Annotated in this window: 20 protein-coding genes; all 20 read left to right on the top strand. The window is 57.2% G+C overall.

Going from position 1 to position 21,726, the window contains the following annotated elements:
- Positions 1-233 precede the first annotated feature (233 nt).
- The 20 genes from H8693_RS03775 to H8693_RS03680 all read left to right on the top strand — a co-directional run bounded on the left by H8693_RS03775 (position 234) and on the right by H8693_RS03680 (position 21,719).
- Positions 234-1,064 carry a polysaccharide deacetylase family protein gene (locus tag H8693_RS03775; protein WP_249279839.1) on the top strand — a complete coding sequence of 277 codons (831 nt, stop codon included), beginning with the start codon at positions 234-236 and terminating at the stop codon, positions 1,062-1,064.
- Positions 1,065-1,089: 25 nt separating this feature from the next.
- Positions 1,090-1,716 (top strand): single-stranded DNA-binding protein, encoded by a 627-nt coding sequence (locus H8693_RS03770; protein ID WP_249279838.1) that lies wholly within the window; start codon positions 1,090-1,092, stop codon positions 1,714-1,716.
- A 217-nt stretch (positions 1,717-1,933) separates the two neighbouring features.
- Positions 1,934-2,233, top strand: coding sequence for a YerC/YecD family TrpR-related protein (locus H8693_RS03765; protein ID WP_178620738.1), 300 nt, complete (start codon positions 1,934-1,936; stop codon positions 2,231-2,233).
- A 26-nt stretch (positions 2,234-2,259) separates the two neighbouring features.
- A complete protein-coding gene (locus tag H8693_RS03760; protein WP_249279837.1) occupies positions 2,260-4,428 on the top strand; it encodes an ATP-dependent helicase in 2,169 nt (722 codons plus the stop codon).
- A 111-nt stretch (positions 4,429-4,539) separates the two neighbouring features.
- Positions 4,540-6,483, top strand: a complete 1,944-nt coding sequence (gene ligA, locus H8693_RS03755) for an NAD-dependent DNA ligase LigA (protein ID WP_249279836.1) — start codon at positions 4,540-4,542, stop codon at positions 6,481-6,483.
- Between the two features lie 672 nt (positions 6,484-7,155).
- Positions 7,156-8,022 (top strand): YicC/YloC family endoribonuclease, encoded by an 867-nt coding sequence (locus H8693_RS03750; RefSeq protein ID WP_249280111.1) that lies wholly within the window; start codon positions 7,156-7,158, stop codon positions 8,020-8,022.
- A 14-nt stretch (positions 8,023-8,036) separates the two neighbouring features.
- Positions 8,037-8,297 carry an extracellular matrix/biofilm regulator RemA gene (gene remA, locus H8693_RS03745; protein WP_178620746.1) on the top strand — a complete coding sequence of 87 codons (261 nt, stop codon included), beginning with the start codon at positions 8,037-8,039 and terminating at the stop codon, positions 8,295-8,297.
- Between the two features lie 21 nt (positions 8,298-8,318).
- A complete protein-coding gene (gmk, locus tag H8693_RS03740) occupies positions 8,319-8,906 on the top strand; it encodes a guanylate kinase (RefSeq protein ID WP_178620748.1) in 588 nt (195 codons plus the stop codon).
- A 3-nt stretch (positions 8,907-8,909) separates the two neighbouring features.
- Entirely contained in the window at positions 8,910-9,122 is a 213-nt protein-coding gene (gene rpoZ / locus H8693_RS03735; protein WP_249279835.1) for a DNA-directed RNA polymerase subunit omega, read from the top strand.
- Positions 9,115-10,323 carry a bifunctional phosphopantothenoylcysteine decarboxylase/phosphopantothenate--cysteine ligase CoaBC gene (gene coaBC, locus H8693_RS03730; RefSeq protein ID WP_249279834.1) on the top strand — a complete coding sequence of 403 codons (1,209 nt, stop codon included), beginning with the start codon at positions 9,115-9,117 and terminating at the stop codon, positions 10,321-10,323. Before rpoZ ends, coaBC begins: the two co-directional genes overlap by 8 nt.
- Before the next feature lie 434 nt (positions 10,324-10,757).
- On the top strand, positions 10,758-12,989 hold the full coding sequence (priA, locus tag H8693_RS03725) for a replication restart helicase PriA (RefSeq protein ID WP_249279833.1): 2,232 nt from the start codon (positions 10,758-10,760) through the stop codon (positions 12,987-12,989).
- Between the two features lie 15 nt (positions 12,990-13,004).
- Complete coding sequence (def, locus tag H8693_RS03720) at positions 13,005-13,508, top strand: peptide deformylase (protein ID WP_178620754.1); 504 nt, start codon at positions 13,005-13,007, stop codon at positions 13,506-13,508.
- Positions 13,495-14,454, top strand: a complete 960-nt coding sequence (gene fmt / locus H8693_RS03715) for a methionyl-tRNA formyltransferase (RefSeq protein WP_249279832.1) — start codon at positions 13,495-13,497, stop codon at positions 14,452-14,454. Before def ends, fmt begins: the two co-directional genes overlap by 14 nt.
- A gap of 133 nt (positions 14,455-14,587) precedes the next feature.
- Complete coding sequence (rsmB, locus tag H8693_RS03710) at positions 14,588-15,919, top strand: 16S rRNA (cytosine(967)-C(5))-methyltransferase RsmB (RefSeq protein ID WP_249279831.1); 1,332 nt, start codon at positions 14,588-14,590, stop codon at positions 15,917-15,919.
- The gene (rlmN, locus tag H8693_RS03705; protein ID WP_178620758.1) at positions 15,916-16,944 is read left to right on the top strand and encodes a 23S rRNA (adenine(2503)-C(2))-methyltransferase RlmN; all 1,029 of its coding nucleotides are present in this window, start codon (positions 15,916-15,918) and stop codon (positions 16,942-16,944) included. The genes rsmB and rlmN overlap by 4 nt, the downstream gene beginning before the upstream one ends.
- Positions 16,945-16,946: 2 nt before the next feature.
- Entirely contained in the window at positions 16,947-17,678 is a 732-nt protein-coding gene (locus H8693_RS03700) for a Stp1/IreP family PP2C-type Ser/Thr phosphatase (protein ID WP_178620760.1), read from the top strand.
- A complete protein-coding gene (locus H8693_RS03695) occupies positions 17,675-19,549 on the top strand; it encodes a protein kinase domain-containing protein (RefSeq protein WP_249279830.1) in 1,875 nt (624 codons plus the stop codon). The genes H8693_RS03700 and H8693_RS03695 overlap by 4 nt, the downstream gene beginning before the upstream one ends.
- A gap of 7 nt (positions 19,550-19,556) precedes the next feature.
- On the top strand, positions 19,557-20,456 hold the full coding sequence (gene rsgA, locus H8693_RS03690) for a ribosome small subunit-dependent GTPase A (RefSeq protein ID WP_249279829.1): 900 nt from the start codon (positions 19,557-19,559) through the stop codon (positions 20,454-20,456).
- The gene (gene rpe / locus H8693_RS03685) at positions 20,449-21,093 is read left to right on the top strand and encodes a ribulose-phosphate 3-epimerase (RefSeq protein ID WP_249279828.1); all 645 of its coding nucleotides are present in this window, start codon (positions 20,449-20,451) and stop codon (positions 21,091-21,093) included. The genes rsgA and rpe overlap by 8 nt, the downstream gene beginning before the upstream one ends.
- On the top strand, positions 21,081-21,719 hold the full coding sequence (locus tag H8693_RS03680; protein WP_249279827.1) for a thiamine diphosphokinase: 639 nt from the start codon (positions 21,081-21,083) through the stop codon (positions 21,717-21,719). Before rpe ends, H8693_RS03680 begins: the two co-directional genes overlap by 13 nt.
- Positions 21,720-21,726 lie beyond the last annotated feature (7 nt).

The raw sequence follows: 21,726 nt of genomic DNA, 5'->3' as shown, positions 1-21,726 counted from the left end.
CGAAACATAAACTGTGTAAAATATACCGCAGTGTTTCTTTTATGCCGGCGGCGCAGAAAACTTTATATCCGGGTATTGTTCATACGCAGTCTATTATATGCTCTTCATGGTATGGACACAAGAGAAAATTGCTTATTTGGCAACAGATATTTTTTTCGCCGGGCCTACGGACATAAACCGGGGATTTTTATCGTACATATAGCATAGATTCTTTGTATTGAGGCGGTGCGGCGATGCGTGTTTTTGTTTTGAAAAAGAAAGTGCTCGTTCGGGTGCTGGTGTTTGTGTTGTTGCTTACAGGCGCGGCGGTATATACCAAAGTGGCAATCGGCGGGGACACGCAAACCTTCAGTTCATCGGGAGAAGGAACGGCGGTCTGCAGTGTGGACACGGATAAAAAGGAAATCTGCCTGACCTTTGACACGGCCTTTGGCGAGGATCAGACCGAGGCAATTCTCCAGGTGCTCAAAGATAAAGGCGTGCGCGCCACCTTTGCCGTCATGGGCGCTTGGGGGCAGGAAAATGACGAGCTGCTCCGGGCCATCCGGGAGGAAGGGCATGATATCATCAGCCATTCCATGACCCATGAGAGATATAACGAGATGGAAGCAGACGCGATTGCCAGGGACGCTCAGGCTGCCCGGTCCTTCCTGAAGCTGGAAGCCGGGACGGACACTCCCTTTATCCGCCCACCCTATGGCGCATGCAGCGAGGAGGTCTATGCCGCCCTGCGCAAAGAGGGGCTGATTCCCGTCCGCTGGAGCATTGACTCCAAGGACTGGAAAGGAGAGGGGGCGGAGGCCATCACAAAACAGGTGGTTTCCAACTGCAAGCCCGGCGCCATCGTGCTGTTCCAGAATAATGTGAAAGATACGCCCGAGGCTCTGGCGGCAGTCATCGACCAGCTAAAAGAGCTGGGATACAGCTTTACGCCCCTCAGCGAGATGGCGATGCAGGAAAATTATATTGTGGATATCAACGGGATACAACGGGCCAGGGAGACGGAGGATTCCCTGCGCTCCCCGGATGCCAAAGACGCGCAGACCACAAAAGAAGGCGAATAGAAATTCCTGAGCTACGGAGGCCAATATGATAACAAATGAAACCAATCAGGCAGAATTATCCGGGAAGGTCCTGGAAGAGCCAAAACCAAGCCACAGCATCTATGGGGAATCCTTTTTTATCTTTCCCCTGGAGGTCCCGCGGCTGAGCGGGCATGTGGATGTGCTTCCCGTTATCCTTCCGGAAAGGCTGCTGGCGCAGGCCGGGCTGAGTAAAGGTGCGCGGATCGGGCTGCGGGGGCAGCTTCGCTCCTATAACCGGATCATTGAAGGAAGCAGCCGCCTGGAGCTCAAGATATTTGCCAAGGAAATCTATGGTTTTCCGGAGGGAGATTGCCTGAACCGGATGGAGATGACGGGATTTTTATGCAAGCCGCCCATTTACCGGACGACGCCCTTTGGCCGGGAAATCACGGATATGCTGGTGGCCGTGAACCGCTCCTATAACAAATCCGACTATATCCCCACCATTGCCTGGGGGCGCAACGCCCGGATGGCGAAAAATCTTCCGGTGGGGCAGAAGATCCGGGTGGAAGGGCGCATCCAGAGCCGGGAATATGAAAAGCTCCTGGAAAGCGGGGAGAGGATCCGCCGGGTTGCCTATGAGGTTTCGGCCTCTGCCCTGTCCCTGCAGGAACCGCCGGCAGGGGAATGATGATTTCTAAACGGAATGGATTTGGCGACAAATCCATTTTTTTTTGAGGGTATTCGCATTTTAACAGGATAAATTCTTTTGCCGGGAAGAATTGCGAAAGGCGTTTTCCTATGATAAAATGGAAATAGATTTTTTGTGTTTCCAAAAGAAAAGCGGCAAGGGGGTTTCCGTTTGCGCGGGAAGCGATCCTGCACTGTTTTAAAGAGGAGCGACATATATGGAAAAGGGAAATAAAAAGGACTATCAAAAGCTCTATCGCGCCATTCTTTCCTTGAAAAATGAAGAGGAATGCCAGGCGTTCTTTGAAGATCTATATACCATTTCCGAGCTGGATGCGGCGGCCCAGCGGCTGAAAGTCGCCGGTATGCTCCATAAAAAATATACCTGCGGCCATATTTCCGAGGTAACCGGGGCCTCCACGGCGACGGTCAGCCGGGTCAACAAATGCTTGAATTATGGCAGCGGCGGTTATAGAATGGTACTTGCGCGCTTGGAAGATGGGGAAGACAATAAGTAAACGCGTGAAGGAGTTAAAAAAGCAGCATGATGAATCTGGATTTTCTGAGTGATGTGCAAAGAAAAGCCGTAACCACGACAAAAGGGCCGGTGTTGGTGCTGGCGGGCGCCGGATCGGGGAAAACCAGCGTCCTCACCAACCGGGTGGCCTATCTCATAAAGGAAAAAGGAGTTTCCCCGGCCTCAATTCTGGCTATTACGTTTACCAACAAAGCCGCGCGGGAGATGCGAGAGCGGATTGAAAAGCTCACCGGCGCGGCCGCCGGAGACATCATGATCTCCACGTTCCATTCCATGTGCGCCCGGTTTCTGCGTTATGACGCGGATAAAATCGGCTATGACCGGAATTTCACCATCTATGACAGCGCCGACTGCAAAACAGTTTTAAAGCGGATTTTATCGGATAAACAGCTGGAAAGCAATATCCTCACGCCGGGGCGCTGCATGAGCGTCATCAGCGCGGCAAAGAACGCCTGCGCCAAGGAGGCACCGGAGAACTATATTGAGGATGTCTGCGAGGGATACAGCGAGGATATGAAGGCCGTATACCACGCCTATACCGAGCGGCTGCGGGCCGAAAATGCCATGGATTTTGACGATCTTCTCCTGAATATGCTCCGCGTTCTGGAAGAGGACCCCAAAACCCGCAGCTATTATACGAATAAATACGAATATGTTCTGGTGGACGAATACCAGGATACCAACAGTGTGCAGTATGCCCTGGTGAAAATTTTGAGCGAAAAGCACGGCAATATCTTTGTCGTGGGCGACGACGACCAGAGCATCTATGCCTGGCGGGGGGCGGATATCCGCAATATCCTGGACTTTGAAAAGGATTATCAGGATACAACCGTCATCAAGCTGGAGCAGAACTACCGCTCCCATGAACGGATTCTGGATGCGGCCAATGCCGTGATTTCCAAGGCGCGGGAGAGAAAGGGAAAGACGCTCTGGTCTGCCCGGAAGGAAGGGCCCAAGCCCCGGGTATATACCGCTCCCAACGAGTATGCCGAGGCGGAATTCGTTGCCAAGGAGATCGACAGGCTGGTTCGGGAAGGCAAGTCCTATGCGGATATTTCCGTGCTTTACCGGATGCATACCCAGTCCCGTGTGCTGGAAGAAAAGCTGCGCACCTATGGCATTCCCTATCAGGTCTATGGCGGGCAGAGTTTCTATGAGCGCAAGGAAATCAAGGATATGGTGGCCTATCTGACTGTTTTGGAAAACGAGCAGGCGGATACGGCCTTTCTGCGCATTGTCAACACCCCCAAACGGGGCATCGGGGAAATCTCCATCGAAAAGCTGCGCAATTATGCCCAGGAGCGGGGCATGTCTCTCATCGACGCCATGGAATATGCCGAGGAATTTATCGGCAGCGGCGCCTCCGGAAAATTCTCCGGGTGCATCCAGGTCTTTCGGGATATTCGGGAGATGTCGGAAGGAAAGAGCCTGGGCGAACAGATGGAGGTGGTGTTCAACGCTTCGGGATACCGGGAGATGCTGCTTTTGCAGGACAGCACCGAGGCAGAGACAAAGATTGAGAATATTGAAGAGCTGATCAATTCGGCCTATACCTTTGAAAAGCAAAATCCTGAGGCGACGCTGGCGGATTTTCTGGCCTCTATCTCCCTCATTTCGGATATGGACACTACGGCAGAGGAAGGCAGCGTCACGCTGATGACGCTGCACAGCGCCAAGGGACTGGAATTCGATACGGTATTCCTGGTGGGCATGGAGGAAAATGTGTTCCCCTCCCGCCGGTCCATTGCCGAGGATAAGGTGGATGAAGAGAGGCGGCTCTGCTATGTGGGCATCACCCGGGCAAAGCAGCTTCTCTATCTCACCAACTGCGCCAGCCGCAATCTGTATTCCGGCTCCAACGAGAACCATCCGTCCCGGTTTCTGGATGATATTCCCGAGGGGATGCTGGATATTCTGGCGGCGCCCGCGCCGGTGCGCCGGGCGAAGGAACCCAAGCAAACCGTGGTTTTCAAGCCGCAGATCGAGTTCAAGCCCCAGGTCAAGGCAGATTCGGCGTCCTTTGCCGTGGGTATGGAGGTGGAGCACACCAAGTTTGGCCGGGGGGCGATTCTTTCGATCTCTGGCGAGGGAACGCAGAGGGTGGCCTCTATCAAGTTCCCGGATGGGGAACGCAAGATGTTCCTCTCCTTTGCTCCGCTGAAAATTGTGGAGTGAGCAACGCAAATCCCCAGGAACACGCAAAACCGCGGCGCAGACCGCGGTTTGCCGCATAACTGGATAAAAAATGCAGAAACTAACGCAAAAAGCGAAAGGAAAGGTTTTCCCATGGAAGAGATGCGCGCGCTGGTGAACCAGCTCAACGAATATGCCTATCAATACTATGTGCTGGATAATCCCACAGTCAGCGACAAAGAATACGACGTTTTATACGACAGGCTGCTGGTGATGGAAAAGGAAACCGGCGTGGTTTTGGAAAATTCCCCCACCCAGCGGGTGGGCGGCGCGGTGCTGGAGGGCTTCACCAAGCATACGCATCTGGCCCCTCTCTACAGCTTGGATAAGGCTAAAACCAAAGAGGAGCTGCTGGAATGGGAAACGCGGCTGAAAAAGCTGGTGCGTCCCGGCCAGCTTTATACGCTGGAATACAAGTTCGACGGTCTGACCCTCAACCTGACCTATGAGGGCGGGCGGCTTGTGGGCGCCGCCACCCGGGGCGACGGAACTACGGGGGAGGAGATCCTGGAGCAGGTCAAGACCATCCGCTCTGTGCCTCTGACCATCCCCTTTTCGGGGCGCATGGAGGTGCAGGGAGAGGGGATTATGCATCTCTCCACGCTGGCAGAATACAACAAAACTGCCAAGGAACCGCTGAAAAATGCCCGCAACGCGGCTGCCGGTGCGCTGCGCAACCTGGATACAAAGGTGACGGAACAGCGCCACCTGGACGCCTATTTCTATAACGTGGGTTATATCGAGGGGCGGGATTTTGCGAATCACCGGGAGATGATCGCGTTTTTAAAGGAAAATAAGTTCAAGGTCAGCCCCTTTGAGCGGGTCTATCCCTCTATGGAGGCCCTGTTTGCCGATCTGGATCAGGTAGAGCGGGACCGGGACAAGCTGGATTTCCTGATCGACGGCATGGTCATCAAGATCGACGATTTTGCTTCCCGGGAAGAGGCGGGATATACGCAGAAGTTTCCCCGCTGGGCCGTGGCCTATAAGTTTGAGGCCGAAGAGGTGACGACGGTGGTGGAGGATGTGCTCTGGGATGTGGGCCGCACCGGCAAGCTGACGCCCACGGCGGTTCTCGAAGGCGTGGAGATCGGCGGCGCGACTGTGCGCCGGGCCACCCTCAACAACTATGAGGATATCCTGCGCAAAAAGGTGCGCCTGGGCTGCCGGGTGTTTGTGCGGCGCAGCAACGACGTGATCCCCGAGATCCTCGGCGCTGCGGAGGAGAGGGAGGATCTGCCCATGGTGCCCAAGCCGGAGGTATGTCCGGCCTGCGGCGCCCGATTGGAACCCATCGGGCCGAACCTGTTCTGCCCCAACACCCTTTCCTGCAAGCCCCAGCTGGTGGCGCGGCTGGTGCATTTTGTCTCCCGGGACGCCATGAATCTGGAATTTCTCTCGGAAAAGACGGCGGAGCTGCTGTTTCGGGAGCTTCACATTGCGGATGTGGGCGGGCTGTATGACCTGACGAAGGAGATGCTGCTCTCCCTGCCGGGATTCAAGGAGAAGAAGGCGGCGAATGTGCTGGCCGCCATTGAAAAAAGCAAGACCCCCCAGCTGGCCAACTTTATTTTTGCCCTGGGCATCAACAATGTGGGAAAAAAGACGGCCCATGACCTGGCGGAGACTTTTGGAACGTTTGAGGCGCTGAAAAAGGCGGATTTTGAGAGCCTGGTGGCCATCCGGGATGTGGGGGACGTGGTGGCTCAGTGCATTCTGGATTTCTTTGCCAGTCCGCAGGTGGAAGCCACGCTGGAAAAGCTCTCGGCGAGAGGCGTGAAGCCCCAGCCCTTCCATAAGCGGGAGGGTGTGTTCTCCGGGAAAAATGTGGTGATTACCGGGACGCTTGCGGGCATGGGGCGCAGCGAAGCCGCCGAGCTGGTGCGCCGCCATGGCGGCAATATCCAGTCGGGCGTGGGAAAAAGCACAGATATTCTCATCGCCGGGGAAAAGGCAGGTTCCAAGCTGGAAAAGGCCCGCGCTTTGGGAACGACAGTACTTTCCCAGGAGGAATTTCTGGCTATGCTGGAGGAATGAAGCCGCCGGAAAAGAGGAAGCCGCCCGGAGCAGGCCAAAAAGTTACAAAATTGGCTTTGCCATCGGGGTACTTTATGCTATAATAAAAAGAAGCCCTCGCCGGGCGGGCATGACTGTCTAGATGAAAATTGCCAAAACAGATGCACAGACGGCGGGGAAAAGTGTACAAGGGGAAAATGCGAATCTCCGATGGCCCTCGCCGGGCGGGCATAACTGGCTAGACGATAATTGTCAAAACAGATGCCCAGGCGGCGAGGAAAAGTGTACAAGGGGAGAATGAGAATCTCCAATGGCCCTCGCCGGGCGGGCATGACTGGTTAGGCAGAAACCGTCAAAACAGGTACACTGACGGCGAGGAAAAGTGTACAAGGGGAAAATGCGAATCTCCGATGGCCCTCGCCGGGCGGGCGCGACTGGCTATACGAAAATTGCCAAAACGGGTGCCAAGGCAGCGGGAAAAGTGCACAAACGGGAAATGGAAATTCCTTAAATTTTCGCCGGGCAGACAGTGCAAAATCGCCGGAACGTAGCACACGGGTTGAAAAAACAGATGCGAGTAGGGCGGAAAAGGATAATCGCAGAGGACCGCGCTTTATGGAGCGCGGAGAGGAAATATAAGCAGCCGGGTTCTGCCCGGATGCAGGAGGAAACGAGGAAGCTGTTTTGAAGAGTATGACAGGCTTCGGCCGCGCGGAGGCGGAGGAGCAAGGCTACAAGATCACCGTGGAGATGAAAAGCGTCAACCACCGCTTTTTGGATATGAACATCCGCATGCCGCGGTTTATGCTGTTTTTGGAGGATGACGCACGGGAGCGCATCAAAAAGAACCTGGCCCGGGGCCGGGTGGAAGTGTTTGTCAATTTCGCTTCCACAAAGGACAGCGACCGGAAGATCCGGGTGGATCTGGGGATGGTGCGGGGCTATCTGGAGGCGGCACGGACCATCCGCGAAAATGTGAAGGTAAAGGATGATCTCACCCTTTCCCGGCTGATGACGCTTTCGGATGTGCTCACCTTTGAGGAGCAGGCAAAGGACGAAGAACTGCTGAAATCCCTGCTGGGCAAAGCCATGCAGGAGGCGCTGGACCGCCTGAATGCGGCCCGGGAGGCCGAGGGAAAGCGCATCGGCGGCGATATTCTGGAGCGCGCCGAATTGCTCACGCAGATTGTGGATGAGATCGAGGCGCGGGAGCCTGTCGTGGCAGAGGAATATAAGGAAAAGCTCCGGGCGAAGCTGGAGGAATATCTGCAAAACACGGAGATCGATGAAAATCGGTTCCAGGCGGAGATCCTCTATTTTACCGACCGGGCCAGCATCACCGAGGAGATTGTCCGCCTGCGCAGTCATTTTGTGCAGCTGCGCCAGACACTGGCTTCCGACGAGGCCAGCGGACGCAGCCTGGATTTTCTTGTGCAGGAGCTGAACCGGGAATGCAATACCATCGGCTCCAAATCGTCGGATGTGACCATAACAAAAGCGGTTTTGCGGGCAAAGAGCGAGGTCGAGAAGATCCGCGAGCAGGTGCAGAACATCGAATAATTTGAGGTGACCAAATGAAAATGATCAACATTGGGTTTGGCAACATCGTTTCGGCCAGCCGGCTGATCGCCATTGTCAGCCCGGAATCCGCCCCCATCAAGCGGATTATCCAAGATGCGCGGACCAATGGGACGCTCATCGACGCAACCTATGGAAGAAGGACGCGGGCTGTTCTTGTAATGGACAGCGACCATGTGATTCTCTCGGCGGTGCAGCCGGAAACCGTGGCGCACCGGCTGGTAGGCAAGGAAAACGACGACGCCTCTTTGGAATAGGGCGGGAAACGGAGGAACGGCATGTTGGAACAGGGACTTTTAGTAGTTATTTCCGGACCATCCGGCGCAGGAAAGGGAACCGTCATCAAGGAAATTTTGGATCATAACGATGATATCTGTCTGAGCGTATCCTGCACGACGCGGCCGCCCCGGCCGGGAGAGACAGACGGTGTCCATTATTATTTCAAAACGCGGCAGGAATTCAAGTCCATGCTGCGCAACGGCGAATTTTTGGAATTTGCCACGGTATTTGACAATTACTATGGCACGCCGATTTTCGCCGTGGATGAAAAGCGCCGCCAGGGCAAAGATGTGGTGCTGGAGATCGATGTGCAGGGGGCGCTGGAGGTGCGCCGCAAGGTAGCGGACGCCCTTCTCATCTTTATCATGCCGCCCAGCATGGAGGAGCTGGAGCGCCGGCTCACCGGGCGCCAGACCGAGACCGAGGAGCAGATCAAAAAGCGGTTTACCACGGCCTATTACGAAATGAAGTTTAAAAATCAATACGACTATGTCGTCGTCAACGATACCGTAGAGCGGGCGGCGGCGGAGATCGTGGATATCATCAATAAGGAACACGAAATGCGCAGAAACAAGGAGGAACAGTAAGCCATGACAATGCTGGAACCGGAGCTGGATAAAATTCTGGAAAAGGTGGACTGCCGCTATACCCTGGTGGTGGAAGTGGCTAAGCGGGCGCGGCAGCTGGTAGACGGCGCTCAGGCGCTGGCGGAGGAACCCGACCCCAACCCCGTGACCGAGGCGGTCAAAGAGGTCTATGAGGAAAAGGTAACCTATATCCGCCCCACCGAGACCAATGATTAAGGATAAACATATTGCCGTCTGCGTGAGCGGCGGCATCGCGGCCTATAAGGCGGCGGGTCTGGTGAGCCTTCTGAAAAAGGCGGGAGCCGAGGTGCGCGTATGTATGACGGAAAACGCCTGCCGTTTTATTGCGCCGCTGACCTTTGAGACACTGTCAAAAAATCCGGTAATAACCGACACATTTTCCCGAGAGACTCCCTATGAAGTCTCTCATGTTGCATTGGGAAAATGGGCGGATCTGGCGGTGGTTGCCCCGGCGACGGCCAATATCCTCGCCAAGGCGGCGTGCGGCCTGGCCGACGACTATCTCTCCACATTTCTCCTGGCGGCAAAATGCCCGGTGCTTTTCGCGCCGGCGATGAATTCCGCCATGCTGCATCATCCGGCAACCCAGGCCAACCTGAAAACGCTGGAGGAGCGGGGGAACATCATGATCTTCGGCGGCGCGGGATTGCTGGCCTGCGGCGATGTCGGGGACGGGCGCATGGCGGAGCCGGAGGAGATTTTTGCGGCCATTGAGGCATATTTTTCAGAAAAGCGGGATTTCTCCGGCAAAAAGGTGCTGGTGACGGCGGGGGCGACCCGGGAGCGGATCGACGACGTCCGCTATCTCACCAACCGTTCCACGGGAAAAATGGGCTACGCCGTTGCGGCGGCCGCGGCCCGGCGGGGCGCGGAGGTGACGCTGGTGAGCGGTATCACAGGTCTCCCGGCGCCAAAAGGAGTGAACCGCATCACGGCGGAGAGCGCGGAGGACATGTTCCAGGAGGTGACCCGGCGCTTTGACGAAATGGATCTGGTAGTAAAGGCGGCGGCTGTTGCGGATTATACGCCCGCTTCCCCCATGGTGGGAAAGATGAAAAAGGGCGGGGACTTTGCCCTGGAGCTGGTTCGCACAAAGGATATCCTGGCCGAGCTGGGAGCGCGCAAGGAGCGCCAGGTGCTGGTGGGCTTTGCGGCGGAATCCGCGGAGCTGGAGCGGTATGCCCGGGATAAGCTGCGGCGGAAAAACCTCGATCTGATTGCCGCCAACGATATTTCCCGGCAGGATATCGGCTTTGCCAGCGACGAAAACTGCCTGCATCTATATTTTGCCGATGGGCGGAGCGTGCAGATTGAAAAGTGCGAGAAGGAGCAGGCGGCGGAACGCCTGCTGGATTATGCGGCGGAGCTGCTGGAACAAAAAGGCCGGCAAAGTTGATTTTTTTTCAGAAATAAAGGGCTCTCATAAACGATAGAGCGGCATTGAATTTTGTGCCCGGCCGGGAGGCTTGGGCGGAAGAATAGGACGGCAAAGAAAGACGGCTATTTTTTGGAGGATCAAAAGTTATATAGAAATGATGGAAACTATGCCGAAGGAGGGCTTGTCAGCCGGCATGGCAGGCGGGAGATTTCTTCTGCGGGTGCGGGGTGCCGCATTCCAGACAGACCGCGCCGGACGAAACGCCCATGAAGCTGCTGTCCATCGTCATCAGGCCTTTTCCCTTGGAATGGGCCGGCGGAGAAAGCGGAGGCGGGGGAGCCGCAGATATGGAATTCCGGGAGAGTGGGCGAACCAGCCCGCTCTTTTTGTATACGTCGGCAAAATCCATGTCTGCTCTTTTACAGAGGTGCGGCCTATGGTATACTAAACATATGAGAGAGCCAAAATACGCGGAAATCATCGTGGACATTGCCCACAGCAACGTGGATAAAATATTTGACTATGCCCTGCCCGAGGGGATGAAGGTTCTGCCAGGCTGCCGGGTGGAGGTTCCCTTTGGCAGCATGCGGGTGGAGGGTTTTGTGTTGTCTCTGAAAGAGGATACCGGATGGGACAGGGAAAAAATCCGCCCGGTTCTCCGCGTCGTCGACGGGGAACCCATTTTCACGGAGGAACAGCGGAAACTGGCCGCCTACATGGTGGCCCAATACCACACGACCCTGGCCTTTGCCCTGCGCCTGATGTTCCCGGCCAAAATGCGGGGAGAACGCATCCGGGAAAAGACCGTTCGGGTGATCTTTTTAAAAGATGTGGCCCGGGCGGAGAAGGAGATTGCCGCGTGCTATACAAAAGAAGGAAAAGTGCGGGCGAAAAACCGCCTGCATACGCTCCAGGAGCTGAAAAAAGGGGAGTGCCCCGCGGCCGTGCTGGATGGGCCGAGCGTCCGCTATCTTTTGAAGGAGGGCGTTGCCGGGGAAAAGCAGGCGGAGGCGCTGCGGCGGCCCTATGAGGATGTGAGGCCTGCGCCGCGGGAGGAGATTCAGCTTTCCGGCCAGCAGAGGGCGGCGGTGGAGTCCATCGTAGCCCGGGTGCGGGAAAAGAAGCGAAAAACCGTGCTGCTCCATGGGGTCACGGGGAGCGGCAAGACCGAGGTATATATCGAATGCGTCCGCCAGACGCTGGCCCTTTCGCGGACGGCGCTGATCCTGGTGCCGGAGATTTCCCTGGCGCCCCAGCTGTTTAGCGAATTCACCCGGCATTTCGGGGATCAGATCGCCGTGTTCCACAGCGGCCTTTCGGACGGCGAGAAATACGACGAGTGGCGGCGGGTGAAAAGCGGCCAGGCCAGGATCGTCATGGGGGCGCGCTCGGCAGTGTTCCTGCCCCTTGAAAACCTGGGGCTGATTATCATTGATGAGGAACACGAGACCAGCTATAAGGCGGAGAACCATCCCCCCTATCATGCGGCGGAGATCGCCCGGATGCGCAGCCATCTTTCCGGCGCGACTCTGGTGCTGGCCAGCGCCACCCCTCTTGTGGAAGACTATATGAAGGCCAAGCTGGGGATTTATGACCTGGTGCGCATGCCCGAGCGGGTGCGGGGCCTGCTCCTTCCCAGCATGCAGATTGTCGACATGAAAAAGGAGTTTCTCCGGGGCAACCGGAGCCTCCTGAGCGGCCCGCTCTATCGGGCTATGGAGGAGACGCTGGCGCGGGGAGAGCAGGCGCTGGTGTTTCTGAACCGCCGGGGCTATGCCTCCAGCGTCGTCTGCCCCACCTGCGGGCATGTGCGGATGTGCGCCCACTGCGACGTCCCCCTCAAATATCACAAGGCGGAAAACCGGCTGGTCTGCCACTACTGCGGCCGGAGCCTGCCCTTTTCCAAGACATGCCCGGAATGCGGCGAGCCTTTTTCCAAGCTGGCGGGAACGGGAACCGAACAGGCCGAGGAACAGATCCGCAAATTCTTTCCAGGGGCGCGGACACTGCGGATGGATTTTGACACGACGCGGAAAAAGGACGCCCATCAGCAGATCTATCATGCTTTTAAAAACCATGAGGCGGATATTTTGATCGGCACCCAGATGATCGCCCGGGGGTTGGATTTTGACGACGTTACCCTGGCGGCGGTCATCGCGGCAGACGGCCTTCTCACATCCGGCGACTACCGCGCAGAGGAGCGGACCTTTTCCATGATCGAGCAGGTGGGCGGCCGCGCCGGGCGAAAAAAGCCGGGGCGGGTCATCGTCCAGACCTATAACCCCGAGCACTATGCCATCCAATTCGCCGCCCGGCACGATTACGAGGGCTTCTATAACCAGGAAATCGTCTTTCGCAAGGCGGCCATGAAGCCGCCTTTCAGCAGAGTTTTCCGGCTGGTATTTACCGGAAAAAACGAGGAAAAGGTGGAAAAAGTCTGCCGGGAGACGGAAAATTGTTTGAAAGACATGCTAAATCCCTATAAATCTGCTATAATTTTATTTATAGCCAAAGAGGCCCCGGTGGCAAAGCTGGATGGGAATTTCCGCTGGCATATCCTTTTGAAGGTGAGCCACACCAAACAGACGGCGGAAATCCAGCAGGCGGTCTTTGCCGCATGGGAACGCATGCGAAATAAAGGGGTGACCATCGGCTTTGATGTGGACCCCTATGACGTGAATTAAAAAGGAGAGAGGATTATGGCACTTCGGAATATCATTCAGGAACCCAGCGAACAGCTGCGCAAAATTTCCCGGCCTGTGAAGGAGATCACGCCGCGGATTGAAATACTGTTGGACGATTTGGCGGAAACCATGAAGGCGGCGGATGGCGTGGGCCTGGCCGCGCCCCAGGTGGGCGTGCTGCGCCGGGCGGTGGTGATCGACATCGGCGACGAACATGGGCTGATTGAGCTCATCAACCCGGTGATCACCTTCCGGGAGGGAGAGCAGAAGGGCGAAGAGGGCTGCCTTTCCTGCGGAAGCCGGCGGGGCGTTGTAACCCGGCCCATGAAGGTCACGGTGGTAGCCAAAAACCGCAAGGGCATGGAAGTGACCTATGACGCGGAGGGCCTTCTGGCCCGGGCCATGTGCCATGAGATCGATCATCTGGACGGGCATCTGTTCATCGACGTTATGGAAGAAGAGCTTTTTGACGATGATGAAGAAGTGCTGGATGGAGAGATTGCGGATGACGAAGAATAAGGAAGAACTGCGGATCGTCTTTTTGGGGACGCCGGAATTTGCCCTGCCCAGCCTTTCCATGCTGCTGGACGAGGGATATCACATCGCGGCTGTCTGCACCCAGCCCGACCGTCCCAGGGGGCGGGGGCATAAGCTGGCTCCGCCGCCCGTGAAGGTGCTGGCAGAGGAGAAGGGAATTCCCGTCTATCAGTTTGAAAAGATCAGCCGGGAGGGCTTGGAGACGCTTGGAGAGCTGCGCCCCGACCTGTTGATTACCGTGGCCTTCGGGCAGATTCTCTCCCGGGATGTGCTGGCCCTGCCGCCCATGGGGTGCATCAATGTCCACGGCTCCCTGCTGCCCAAATACCGCGGCGCAGCGCCCATTGAATGGGCCATCGTCAACGGGGAAAAGCAAACCGGGGTAACCACGATGTATACCGCTTATGAACTGGACGCCGGGGATATGCTGGAAAAGGACAGCGTGGAGATCGGCGAAAACGAGACGGGCGGCGAGCTTCGGGAGCGGCTTTCCGTTTTGGGCGCCAAGACGCTGAAGCGCACTTTGGAAAAGCTGCTGGCGGGCACTCTTGTCCGCACGCCTCAAAAAGAGGAGGAGGCCTCCTATTATCCCATGTTTCAGCGGGATTTTGGCGCGGTAGATTTTTCGGATTTGGCGGAAAACCTGGCGAACAAAATCCGGGGCCTCAACCCTGCGCCCATGGCCTATCTCATGGCAGGCGGACAGAAGGTCAAACTGCTCATGGCCCGGGCACGGGAATCCATGGGGGCGCATGCGCCGGGAGAAATTCTGGCGGCAGACCCAAAGGCCGGGCTGGTGATCCAGGCTGGGGATCTTCCTCTGGAAATTATCACTCTGCAATATCCGGGTAAAAAACCCATGGCTGCCAGAGATTTTCTCCGGGGAAACAGCGGGGTATTCAAAGCGGGAGAAACAGTACTGCAATAAAAGGCAAGGCCCGCCCCCGGGAAGCGGCGGGGTCTGCTTATTTTTTAGAGCGGCGGTGGAGTCCGCCGCGGAACCAGGGAAAGACGGCGCCCGGCGCCGCAATATAGCGTGCGAGACGCGCAAAGGAGATTCTGTGCCGGTCAACACGAGACGCGCCGCCCTCCGCATTATAAGCGAGGTGGAGGAAGGCGGCTATTTCAACCTGATATTGAAGCGGGAGCTCAAGGGGATGGAGGAACAGGAAAAGCGGTTCACCTCCGCCCTTTGTTTCACAACCCTGGAAAACCTGCGGCGGATCGACTATGTGATCGACGCCTTTACAAAGGGCAAGCGGGTGCATGCCTTTGTGCGCAATGTGCTGCGCCTGGGCGTTTGCCAGCTGCTGTTTTTTGAAAGCGTCCCGGAAAGCGCGGCGGTGAACGAATCCGTAAAATTGATGGAAAAATCCCCCAAACGGCAGCTCAAGGGCTTTGTCAATGCCGTATTGCGTCAAATCGCCCTGCGGGCCGGGGATTTGCCCTATCCCTCCCGGGAGGAGGAGCCGGCCCTGTTTTTATCCGTGATGTACAGCTATCCTCTCTGGCTGGCGGAAAAATATATCCGGGAGTATGGCATGGATTTTGCCGAAGAAATGCTCTCCTATAAAAAAGAGGGGGCGGATACCTGCGTGCGGCGCAATGCCCGGAAGGTGACGGCGGAGCAATGGGAAAACAAGCTGACGGGCGCGGGGTTTGCCTTTTTCAAGGGGGAGTACAGCCCGGCGGCCTGGTATATCCGCAACATATCGGCGGTAGATCAGCTGGGGCTCTATAAAAAAGGAGTTCTCACCGTCCAAGGAGAGGCGTCCATGCTGGCGGTGGAGGCGGCGCATATCCGGGGGGGAGAGGCTGTTCTGGACGTCTGCGCAGCGCCCGGGGGCAAGGCGGCCTATGCCGCCGAATTTGGCCCGTCCCGGCTGGTGGCCCAGGATCTCCACCCGCATCGGGTGAAGCTCATGGAGGAGACATTTGCCCGCCTGGGAGTGCAGGCGGAAACCCGCGTGGCGGACGCCGCCGTGCCCATTCCGAAATACTATGGCGCCTTTGACTGCGTCCTGGTGGATGCGCCCTGTTCGGCGCTGGGGCTGTTATACCGGAAGCCGGATATCAAAGGGAACAAAAAGGAAGAAGAACTGGCGGCGCTTTCGGCTGTGCAGCGGGAAATTCTGGAGACTTGTTCGCGCTATGTAAAGCCGGGCGGGCGGCTGCTATATTCCACCTGCACGATCTCCCGGCAGGAAAACGGGGAGAATGTCGACTGGTTTCTGGAACGCCATCCGGAATTTGCCGAGGGACGGCTCGTGGACCATATCAGTGAAAAGCTCATAAACCGGGCAAAGGGAGGGCGTATCCAGCTCTTTCCCCATATCGACCATATCGACGGATTTTTTATCGCCCTTCTGGAAAGGGAGGGGGAGAAGCAGTGAAACCAAGCCTGTTGGATTTATCCTTTGACGAACTGAAAGAAGTTTTTGAGCAAATGGGGGAGAAACCCTTCCGGGCCGGGCAGGTTGCCCGGTGGCTCACGGCGCATGTGCCCTTTTCCGGGATGACCAACCTTTCCAAAGAGCTTCGGGAAAAACTGGCGGCCGCCTTCCGGGAGGGATATGCCCGGGTGGCGGAAAAACAGGTTTCAGCGGACGGCACCGAGAAATACCTTCTGGAGCTGGAGGACGGCAACCTGATCGAATCTGTGGTCATGACATATGAACACGGCAAAACTGCCTGCATATCCACCCAGGCCGGGTGCGCCATGGGATGCGCCTTCTGCGCCTCCACCAAGGGCGGGCTCATCCGCAACCTTTCGGCGGGGGAAATTTTGTCCGAGGTGCTGCTGCTGAATGCGCAGCTGGGCGAAGGGCGGCAGCTCACCAATCTGGTGCTCATGGGGACGGGCGAACCGTTGGAGAATACCGAAAATGTCCTCAAATTCCTGCGGCTGGTCAACAGTGAGCAGAGCCTTCACATCAGCTTTCGCAATATTTCCCTTTCCACCTGCGGCGTGGTTCCGGGAATCCGGCGGCTGACGGAGGAGAACATCCCGGTCACCCTCTGCCTGTCTCTTCACAGCGCCATTGAGGAAAAGCGGCGGGAGATCATGCCCATTGCCCGGCGGTATTCCCTTTCGGAAACTTTGGACGCTCTCCAGGCATATCATAAAAAGACAGGCCGGAGGCTGATTTTTGAATATATCCTGATCCGGGGCTGGAACGACGGGCCGGAGGATCTGGCGGCGCTGGAAGAGCGCCTGAAGCCCCTTTCCTGTCATATCAACCTGATCCCCTATAACGATGCGGGGCGGGGGAGCTTTCAAAGTCCCTCCAAAAAAGAGGTATACGGGTTTCTGGCGGCCCTGGAACGGCGGGGGCTGTCGGCGACGGTCCGGCGGACGCTGGGGCAGGATATCGACGGGGCCTGCGGCCAGCTGCGCGCCCGGCATATGGAGACATAACCATGGAAATTTATGCGGTCACACATAAGGGGAAAGTGCGAAAACAGAACGAGGATTCCATCTATATCGAGCGGGAGAAGATTCCCTATATCCTGATGGTGGCGGACGGCATGGGCGGCCATGAGGCGGGCCAGGTGGCCAGCGCTCAGGCGGTTGCCATGCTGCGCGCCCGGCTGGAACAGGCAGACCGTGCCGCCCTCACGCCCCGGATGCTTCAGGAAATGGTGGAGGAGACGAGCCATGCCCTTTGGAAGATGGCCGAGGCAGACCCGGCGCTTCACGATATGGGGACGACGCTCACCGTCGCCCTTTTGCATCCCCGACGGGTAGTCGCCGCCCATGTGGGGGATTCCCGGGCCTATTTGTTCCGGGATGGGAAGCTGACCCAGATGACCCGGGATCACAGCTATGTCCAGTTCCTGGTGGATAAGGGAATCCTTTCCCCGGAGGAAGCCGAGAGCCACCCTTATCGGAACATCATTACCCGGGCCGTCGGCATGGAAAGCGTGGAAGCGGACGCCTATTCCTCCACCATTGCGCCGGGGGACAGTCTGCTGCTCTGCTCAGACGGACTGACTACACATGTGAAGGACGAGGAAATTGCCGCCTGCCTGCAGGGATCCAAGAGCGCGGAAAAAAAGGGAAAGGAGCTGCTGAACCTGGCCCTGGAACGGGGCGGAAGGGACAACATCTCTATCATTCTCGCCTATCATGGGGGAGGTGACGGGGAATGAGCGTTGTTCTTGGAAACCGCTTTGAGCTGATGGAGGCCATCGATGAGGGCGGCATGAGCCGGGTTTATACGGCATGGTGCCGCAAGACCAAAAAGGTCGTGGCCATCAAGGTTCTCCGGAAAGAATTATCGGACAACCCCGTTTATATCAAGGCGTTCCGCAAGGAGGCCTATACCGTTATGCGGTTGCACCACCGCAACATCGTCCGAATTTTGGATATCGGCAATTCCCAGGGCTATAAATATATCGCCATGGAGTATATCGACGGGCCGACGCTGAAAAGGAAAATCGAGGAGGAAGGCCCGCTTCCCCTGGAGCTCTGCGTGGAGCTGGCGGAAAAACTCTGCGGTGCACTGGATTACGCCCATCATCGGGGCATCATCCATAAAGACCTGAAACCCGCCAATATCCTCCTCCGGGAGGACGGCGAACCGATTCTGACGGATTTCGGCATTGCAGAGGAGATGGATGAGGAGAAAAAGCGGGAAGAGGTCTTTGGCTCCGTGCGCTATTTCTCCCCGGAGCAGGCGAAGGGAGAGCCGGTGGATCACCGGACGGATATCTATTCCCTGGGCATCATTCTCTATGAGATGACCACGGGCCGGCTGCCCTTTGAAGGGGAGGATAACCTTTCCATTGCCCTGAAGCACCTGCACATGCAGCCCAGAGAGCCCAGGGAGCTGAATCCGGAGATTCCCGAAAGCCTGAACCGGATCATTCTGAAGGCCATGGCCAAAGACCGGGAAAACCGCTATAGCTCCATTGCGGCTATGCAGCGGGATCTGGCAATCTGCCTGGAAGAACCGGATGGGGAATATGTATCCCTGCCGGGAGAATATGAAAAGACGCCCGCCACCGAACGGCGGAGCCGCCGGATGCGCCGCCTGGGAATCGGGCTGGCTCTGGGAGGGCTTGTCGCCCTGGTAGCGGTGGTCTGCATTTCGCTGTTCGGCTCCATGGGCCAGCTCAACAGTGATAATAAGGAGATCTATATGCCTACTCTCACCGAGCATACCATGGAAGAGGCCAAGGGCATTATGGACAAGCTGGGCATCGCCCTGGAAATCACCTATGAGCCCAATGCCCAGATTTTGAGGGGCTATGTCGTCTCCCAAAAGCCTGAACCGGGGACTGTTCTCGAAAAGGGCGACCGTGTCAGCATCGTGGTGAGCAGTGGCATTGAAGTGACAAGCGGCATGCCGGGCATCCTGGGAATGAGCGAGGAAGAGGCCCGCGCGGCCATTGATAAAATAAAGGTGGAAGGGATCCGGGTAGTTGTGCTATATGAAGTGAGCGCTCAGGATAAGCCCGGAGCCGTAATCCAGCAGCAGCCCGCCGAGGGGGAGCCTCTGGAGCCGGGAAGCGTCGTCACCTTTGTGGTGAACAGCGAGGCGGATGCCGCGGCGGGGATCAGCGTGCCCAATCTGACGGGAGAGACGATGGAAGCCGCTGTGACCAGCGCCAAGCAGGCGGGGTTTACGAGCGTCTGGATCTATCCCGTGGCAGGGCAGTTCCAGGAATACCAGGTTCTTGAGCAGACGCCGGGCTATGACCATACCGGCGCTGTCGGCCAGCGCATGGAGCTTACCGTTCAGGAGGCCGCGTCGGGAAAGAACTTGACGGGGGCGCTGGAACTTCCGGCGGAAGCTGCCGAGGAATGCCAGATCACCCTTACGGTTTCTTATGCCGTGGGCGGCGTGGAATGTGAATTCGTCGCCTTCCAGGAGGCGTTCCCCTCCCGGGAAGCTCTGGAGGAAAAATATGGAGAGGAACTGCCCTATAGCGTCAAGGTGCGTCCGGCGGAAGAGAACGCGCCCAAAAAGCTGAATATCTATATCGACGGCGTTCTGCTCCGCCAGCAGGATCTCTGAGGAAAGGATGGATAAGGGATTGCATTCCATGGAGGGAAAAATTCTCAAGGGGATCGGCGGGTTTTACTATGTGCAGGATAGAGCGGGCGCTGTCTATGAATGCAAGGCCAAAGGGCGGTTCCGCCTGGAGGGCATTAAGCCCATGCCGGGGGATAACGTGCGCTTTTCTCCGCCTTCGGATACGGAGGGTGGCTCGATATTGGAGATTGCCCCGCGGAAAAATGCGCTGGTCCGGCCGATGGTGGCCAACATTGACCTGCTTTTGATCATTGTTTCCGCGGGAAAGCCAAAGCCGGATCTGGGGCTGGTGGATAAACTGCTGCTCTATGCCGCGCAGGGCGGAATTCCGGCGGCGATTGGGGTCAGCAAGCTGGATACCGACCGGGGAATGGCCGAGGAGATTCAGAGGGAATACCGGGGGAGCGGCGCTCCCGTCCATTGCTTTTCCGCCCGGGACGGGCGGGGGATTGCGGATGTGGCAGAGCTGCTGCGGGGCCGGTGCGTCTGCCTGGCGGGGCAGTCGGCCGTGGGAAAATCCTCCCTGCTGAATGCCCTGTCGCCGGGGCTTTGCCTGGAAACCGGCGGCCTCAGCAAAAAAACCGCCCGGGGACGGCACACGACGCGCTTCAGCGAACTGCTGCCCCTGCCTGGCCTTGGAGCTACTGTGATCGACACGCCGGGGTTCAGCATTCTGGAATGCCTGGAAACCCAGCCCGAGGAACTGAAGGAATACTATCCGGAGTTCGCCGGGAGCGTCTGCCGGTTTGACGGTTGCCTGCATTGGAAGGAGCCGGGATGCGGCGTCAAAGGCAGGATAGCGGCGGGAGAGATTGACGAAAACCGCTATACACGGTACACTATGTTGTTAGAGGAACTTTTGGAGAGGAGAAAACACCAGTATGATTAAGATTGCACCGTCGATTCTTTCGGCGGACTTTGCCAATATGGGAAGAGCGGTGGAACAGGTGGAAGAATGGGGCGCAGACTATATCCACTGCGATGTAATGGACGGCCGCTTTGTCCCCAACATCACCTTTGGGCCGCAGATGATCCGCGAGCTGCGCAAACACACCCGTCTGCCGCTGGACGTGCATCTGATGATTGTGGAGCCCGAGCGGTATATCGAGGAATTTGCCGGGGCCGGGGCGGATATCATCACCATCCATCAGGAAGCTGCCGTCCATCTGCATCGGACGCTCATGCAGATCCGCGATGCAGGCTGTAAATGCGGCGTGGTTTTGAACCCGGCGACGCCGGTCTGCATGATTGAGGACGTGCTGGACGATGTGGATATGGTGCTGCTTATGTCGGTAAATCCGGGCTTTGGCGGGCAGAAGTTTATCCCGCGGACGCTGGAAAAAGCCCGCAGCCTGCGGCAGATGCTGGCGGGGCGGCCGGTGGATATTGAAATTGACGGCGGCGTGGGTGAAGCAAACGCCAAAGCCGTGATCGATGCGGGCGTCAACGTCCTAGTGGCGGGAAGCGCCGTGTTTGGCAGTCCGGACCCCCGGGCGTGTATCGAGGCCCTTCGATGCTCGCGGTAATTGCCGCCGGCGGGGAGCCGCCGGAGCGGGAAGAATTCTTGTGGTTTGCAGAGAAGGCGGGGTTGGTCATTGCGGCAGACAGCGGCCTGGAATGGCTGCGGGCCTTTGGTTATACGCCGGAAGTGATGGTGGGCGATTTTGATTCCACGGGAAAGAGAACGGTGGATCTCTTTTTGGGAAAGCATGTAAAAACCGTGACCGTGCCGGTGGAAAAGGACGATACCGACACGATGCTGGCGGCGGAATATGCGGCGCAGCATGGGGCCAGTGAAGTCGTTCTGTTCGGCGGAACCGGCGGGGAGCGGCTGGATCACACACTGGCCAACTTCCATGTCCTGGCCTATCTGCAAAACCGGGGCATTCCTGCCCGCATGCTGGATGCGCATACGGAGATCTATCTGGCGCAGGGGGATGCGGAGATCTGCGGCAGTGTGGGGGAAACGGTCTCCATCATGCCTTTTATGGGGAACGCCGTTGTGACACTGAAGGACGGCGGCATGAAATATCCCCTGAACCATCTGGCTCTAACCGACACGTTCACGGGCGTGAGCAACCGCCTGGAGCGGGAAAGGGTCGGAATGTTTGTGGAGGGGCGCGTTTTGGTCCTTCGGAGCCGCAAGGCATAGCAAAGGA

The sequence above is a fragment of the Guopingia tenuis genome, assembly GCF_014384805.1.
Taxonomy (GTDB): Bacteria; Bacillota; Clostridia; order Christensenellales; family Christensenellaceae; genus Guopingia; species Guopingia tenuis.
The sequence above is the reverse complement of the archived record's forward strand: the minus strand, read 5'-3'. Positions and strand labels throughout refer to the sequence as shown.

Excerpts from the sequence above, each read along its gene's own strand:
- H8693_RS03775 (WP_249279839.1), top strand. The coding sequence starts at position 234 with ATGCGTGTTTTTGTTTTGAAAAAGAAAGTGCTCGTTCGGGTGCTGGTG.
- H8693_RS03770 (WP_249279838.1), top strand. The coding sequence starts at position 1,090 with ATGATAACAAATGAAACCAATCAGGCAGAATTATCCGGGAAGGTCCTG.
- H8693_RS03765 (WP_178620738.1), top strand. The coding sequence starts at position 1,934 with ATGGAAAAGGGAAATAAAAAGGACTATCAAAAGCTCTATCGCGCCATT.
- H8693_RS03760 (WP_249279837.1), top strand. The coding sequence starts at position 2,260 with ATGATGAATCTGGATTTTCTGAGTGATGTGCAAAGAAAAGCCGTAACC.
- ligA (WP_249279836.1), top strand. The coding sequence starts at position 4,540 with ATGGAAGAGATGCGCGCGCTGGTGAACCAGCTCAACGAATATGCCTAT.
- H8693_RS03750 (WP_249280111.1), top strand. The coding sequence starts at position 7,156 with ATGACAGGCTTCGGCCGCGCGGAGGCGGAGGAGCAAGGCTACAAGATC.
- remA (WP_178620746.1), top strand. The coding sequence starts at position 8,037 with ATGAAAATGATCAACATTGGGTTTGGCAACATCGTTTCGGCCAGCCGG.
- gmk (WP_178620748.1), top strand. The coding sequence starts at position 8,319 with ATGTTGGAACAGGGACTTTTAGTAGTTATTTCCGGACCATCCGGCGCA.
- rpoZ (WP_249279835.1), top strand. The coding sequence starts at position 8,910 with ATGACAATGCTGGAACCGGAGCTGGATAAAATTCTGGAAAAGGTGGAC.
- coaBC (WP_249279834.1), top strand. The coding sequence starts at position 9,115 with ATGATTAAGGATAAACATATTGCCGTCTGCGTGAGCGGCGGCATCGCG.
- priA (WP_249279833.1), top strand. The coding sequence starts at position 10,758 with ATGAGAGAGCCAAAATACGCGGAAATCATCGTGGACATTGCCCACAGC.
- def (WP_178620754.1), top strand. The coding sequence starts at position 13,005 with ATGGCACTTCGGAATATCATTCAGGAACCCAGCGAACAGCTGCGCAAA.
- fmt (WP_249279832.1), top strand. The coding sequence starts at position 13,495 with ATGACGAAGAATAAGGAAGAACTGCGGATCGTCTTTTTGGGGACGCCG.
- H8693_RS03700 (WP_178620760.1), top strand. The coding sequence starts at position 16,947 with ATGGAAATTTATGCGGTCACACATAAGGGGAAAGTGCGAAAACAGAAC.
- H8693_RS03695 (WP_249279830.1), top strand. The coding sequence starts at position 17,675 with ATGAGCGTTGTTCTTGGAAACCGCTTTGAGCTGATGGAGGCCATCGAT.
- rsgA (WP_249279829.1), top strand. The coding sequence starts at position 19,557 with ATGGATAAGGGATTGCATTCCATGGAGGGAAAAATTCTCAAGGGGATC.
- rpe (WP_249279828.1), top strand. The coding sequence starts at position 20,449 with ATGATTAAGATTGCACCGTCGATTCTTTCGGCGGACTTTGCCAATATG.
- H8693_RS03680 (WP_249279827.1), top strand. The coding sequence starts at position 21,081 with ATGCTCGCGGTAATTGCCGCCGGCGGGGAGCCGCCGGAGCGGGAAGAA.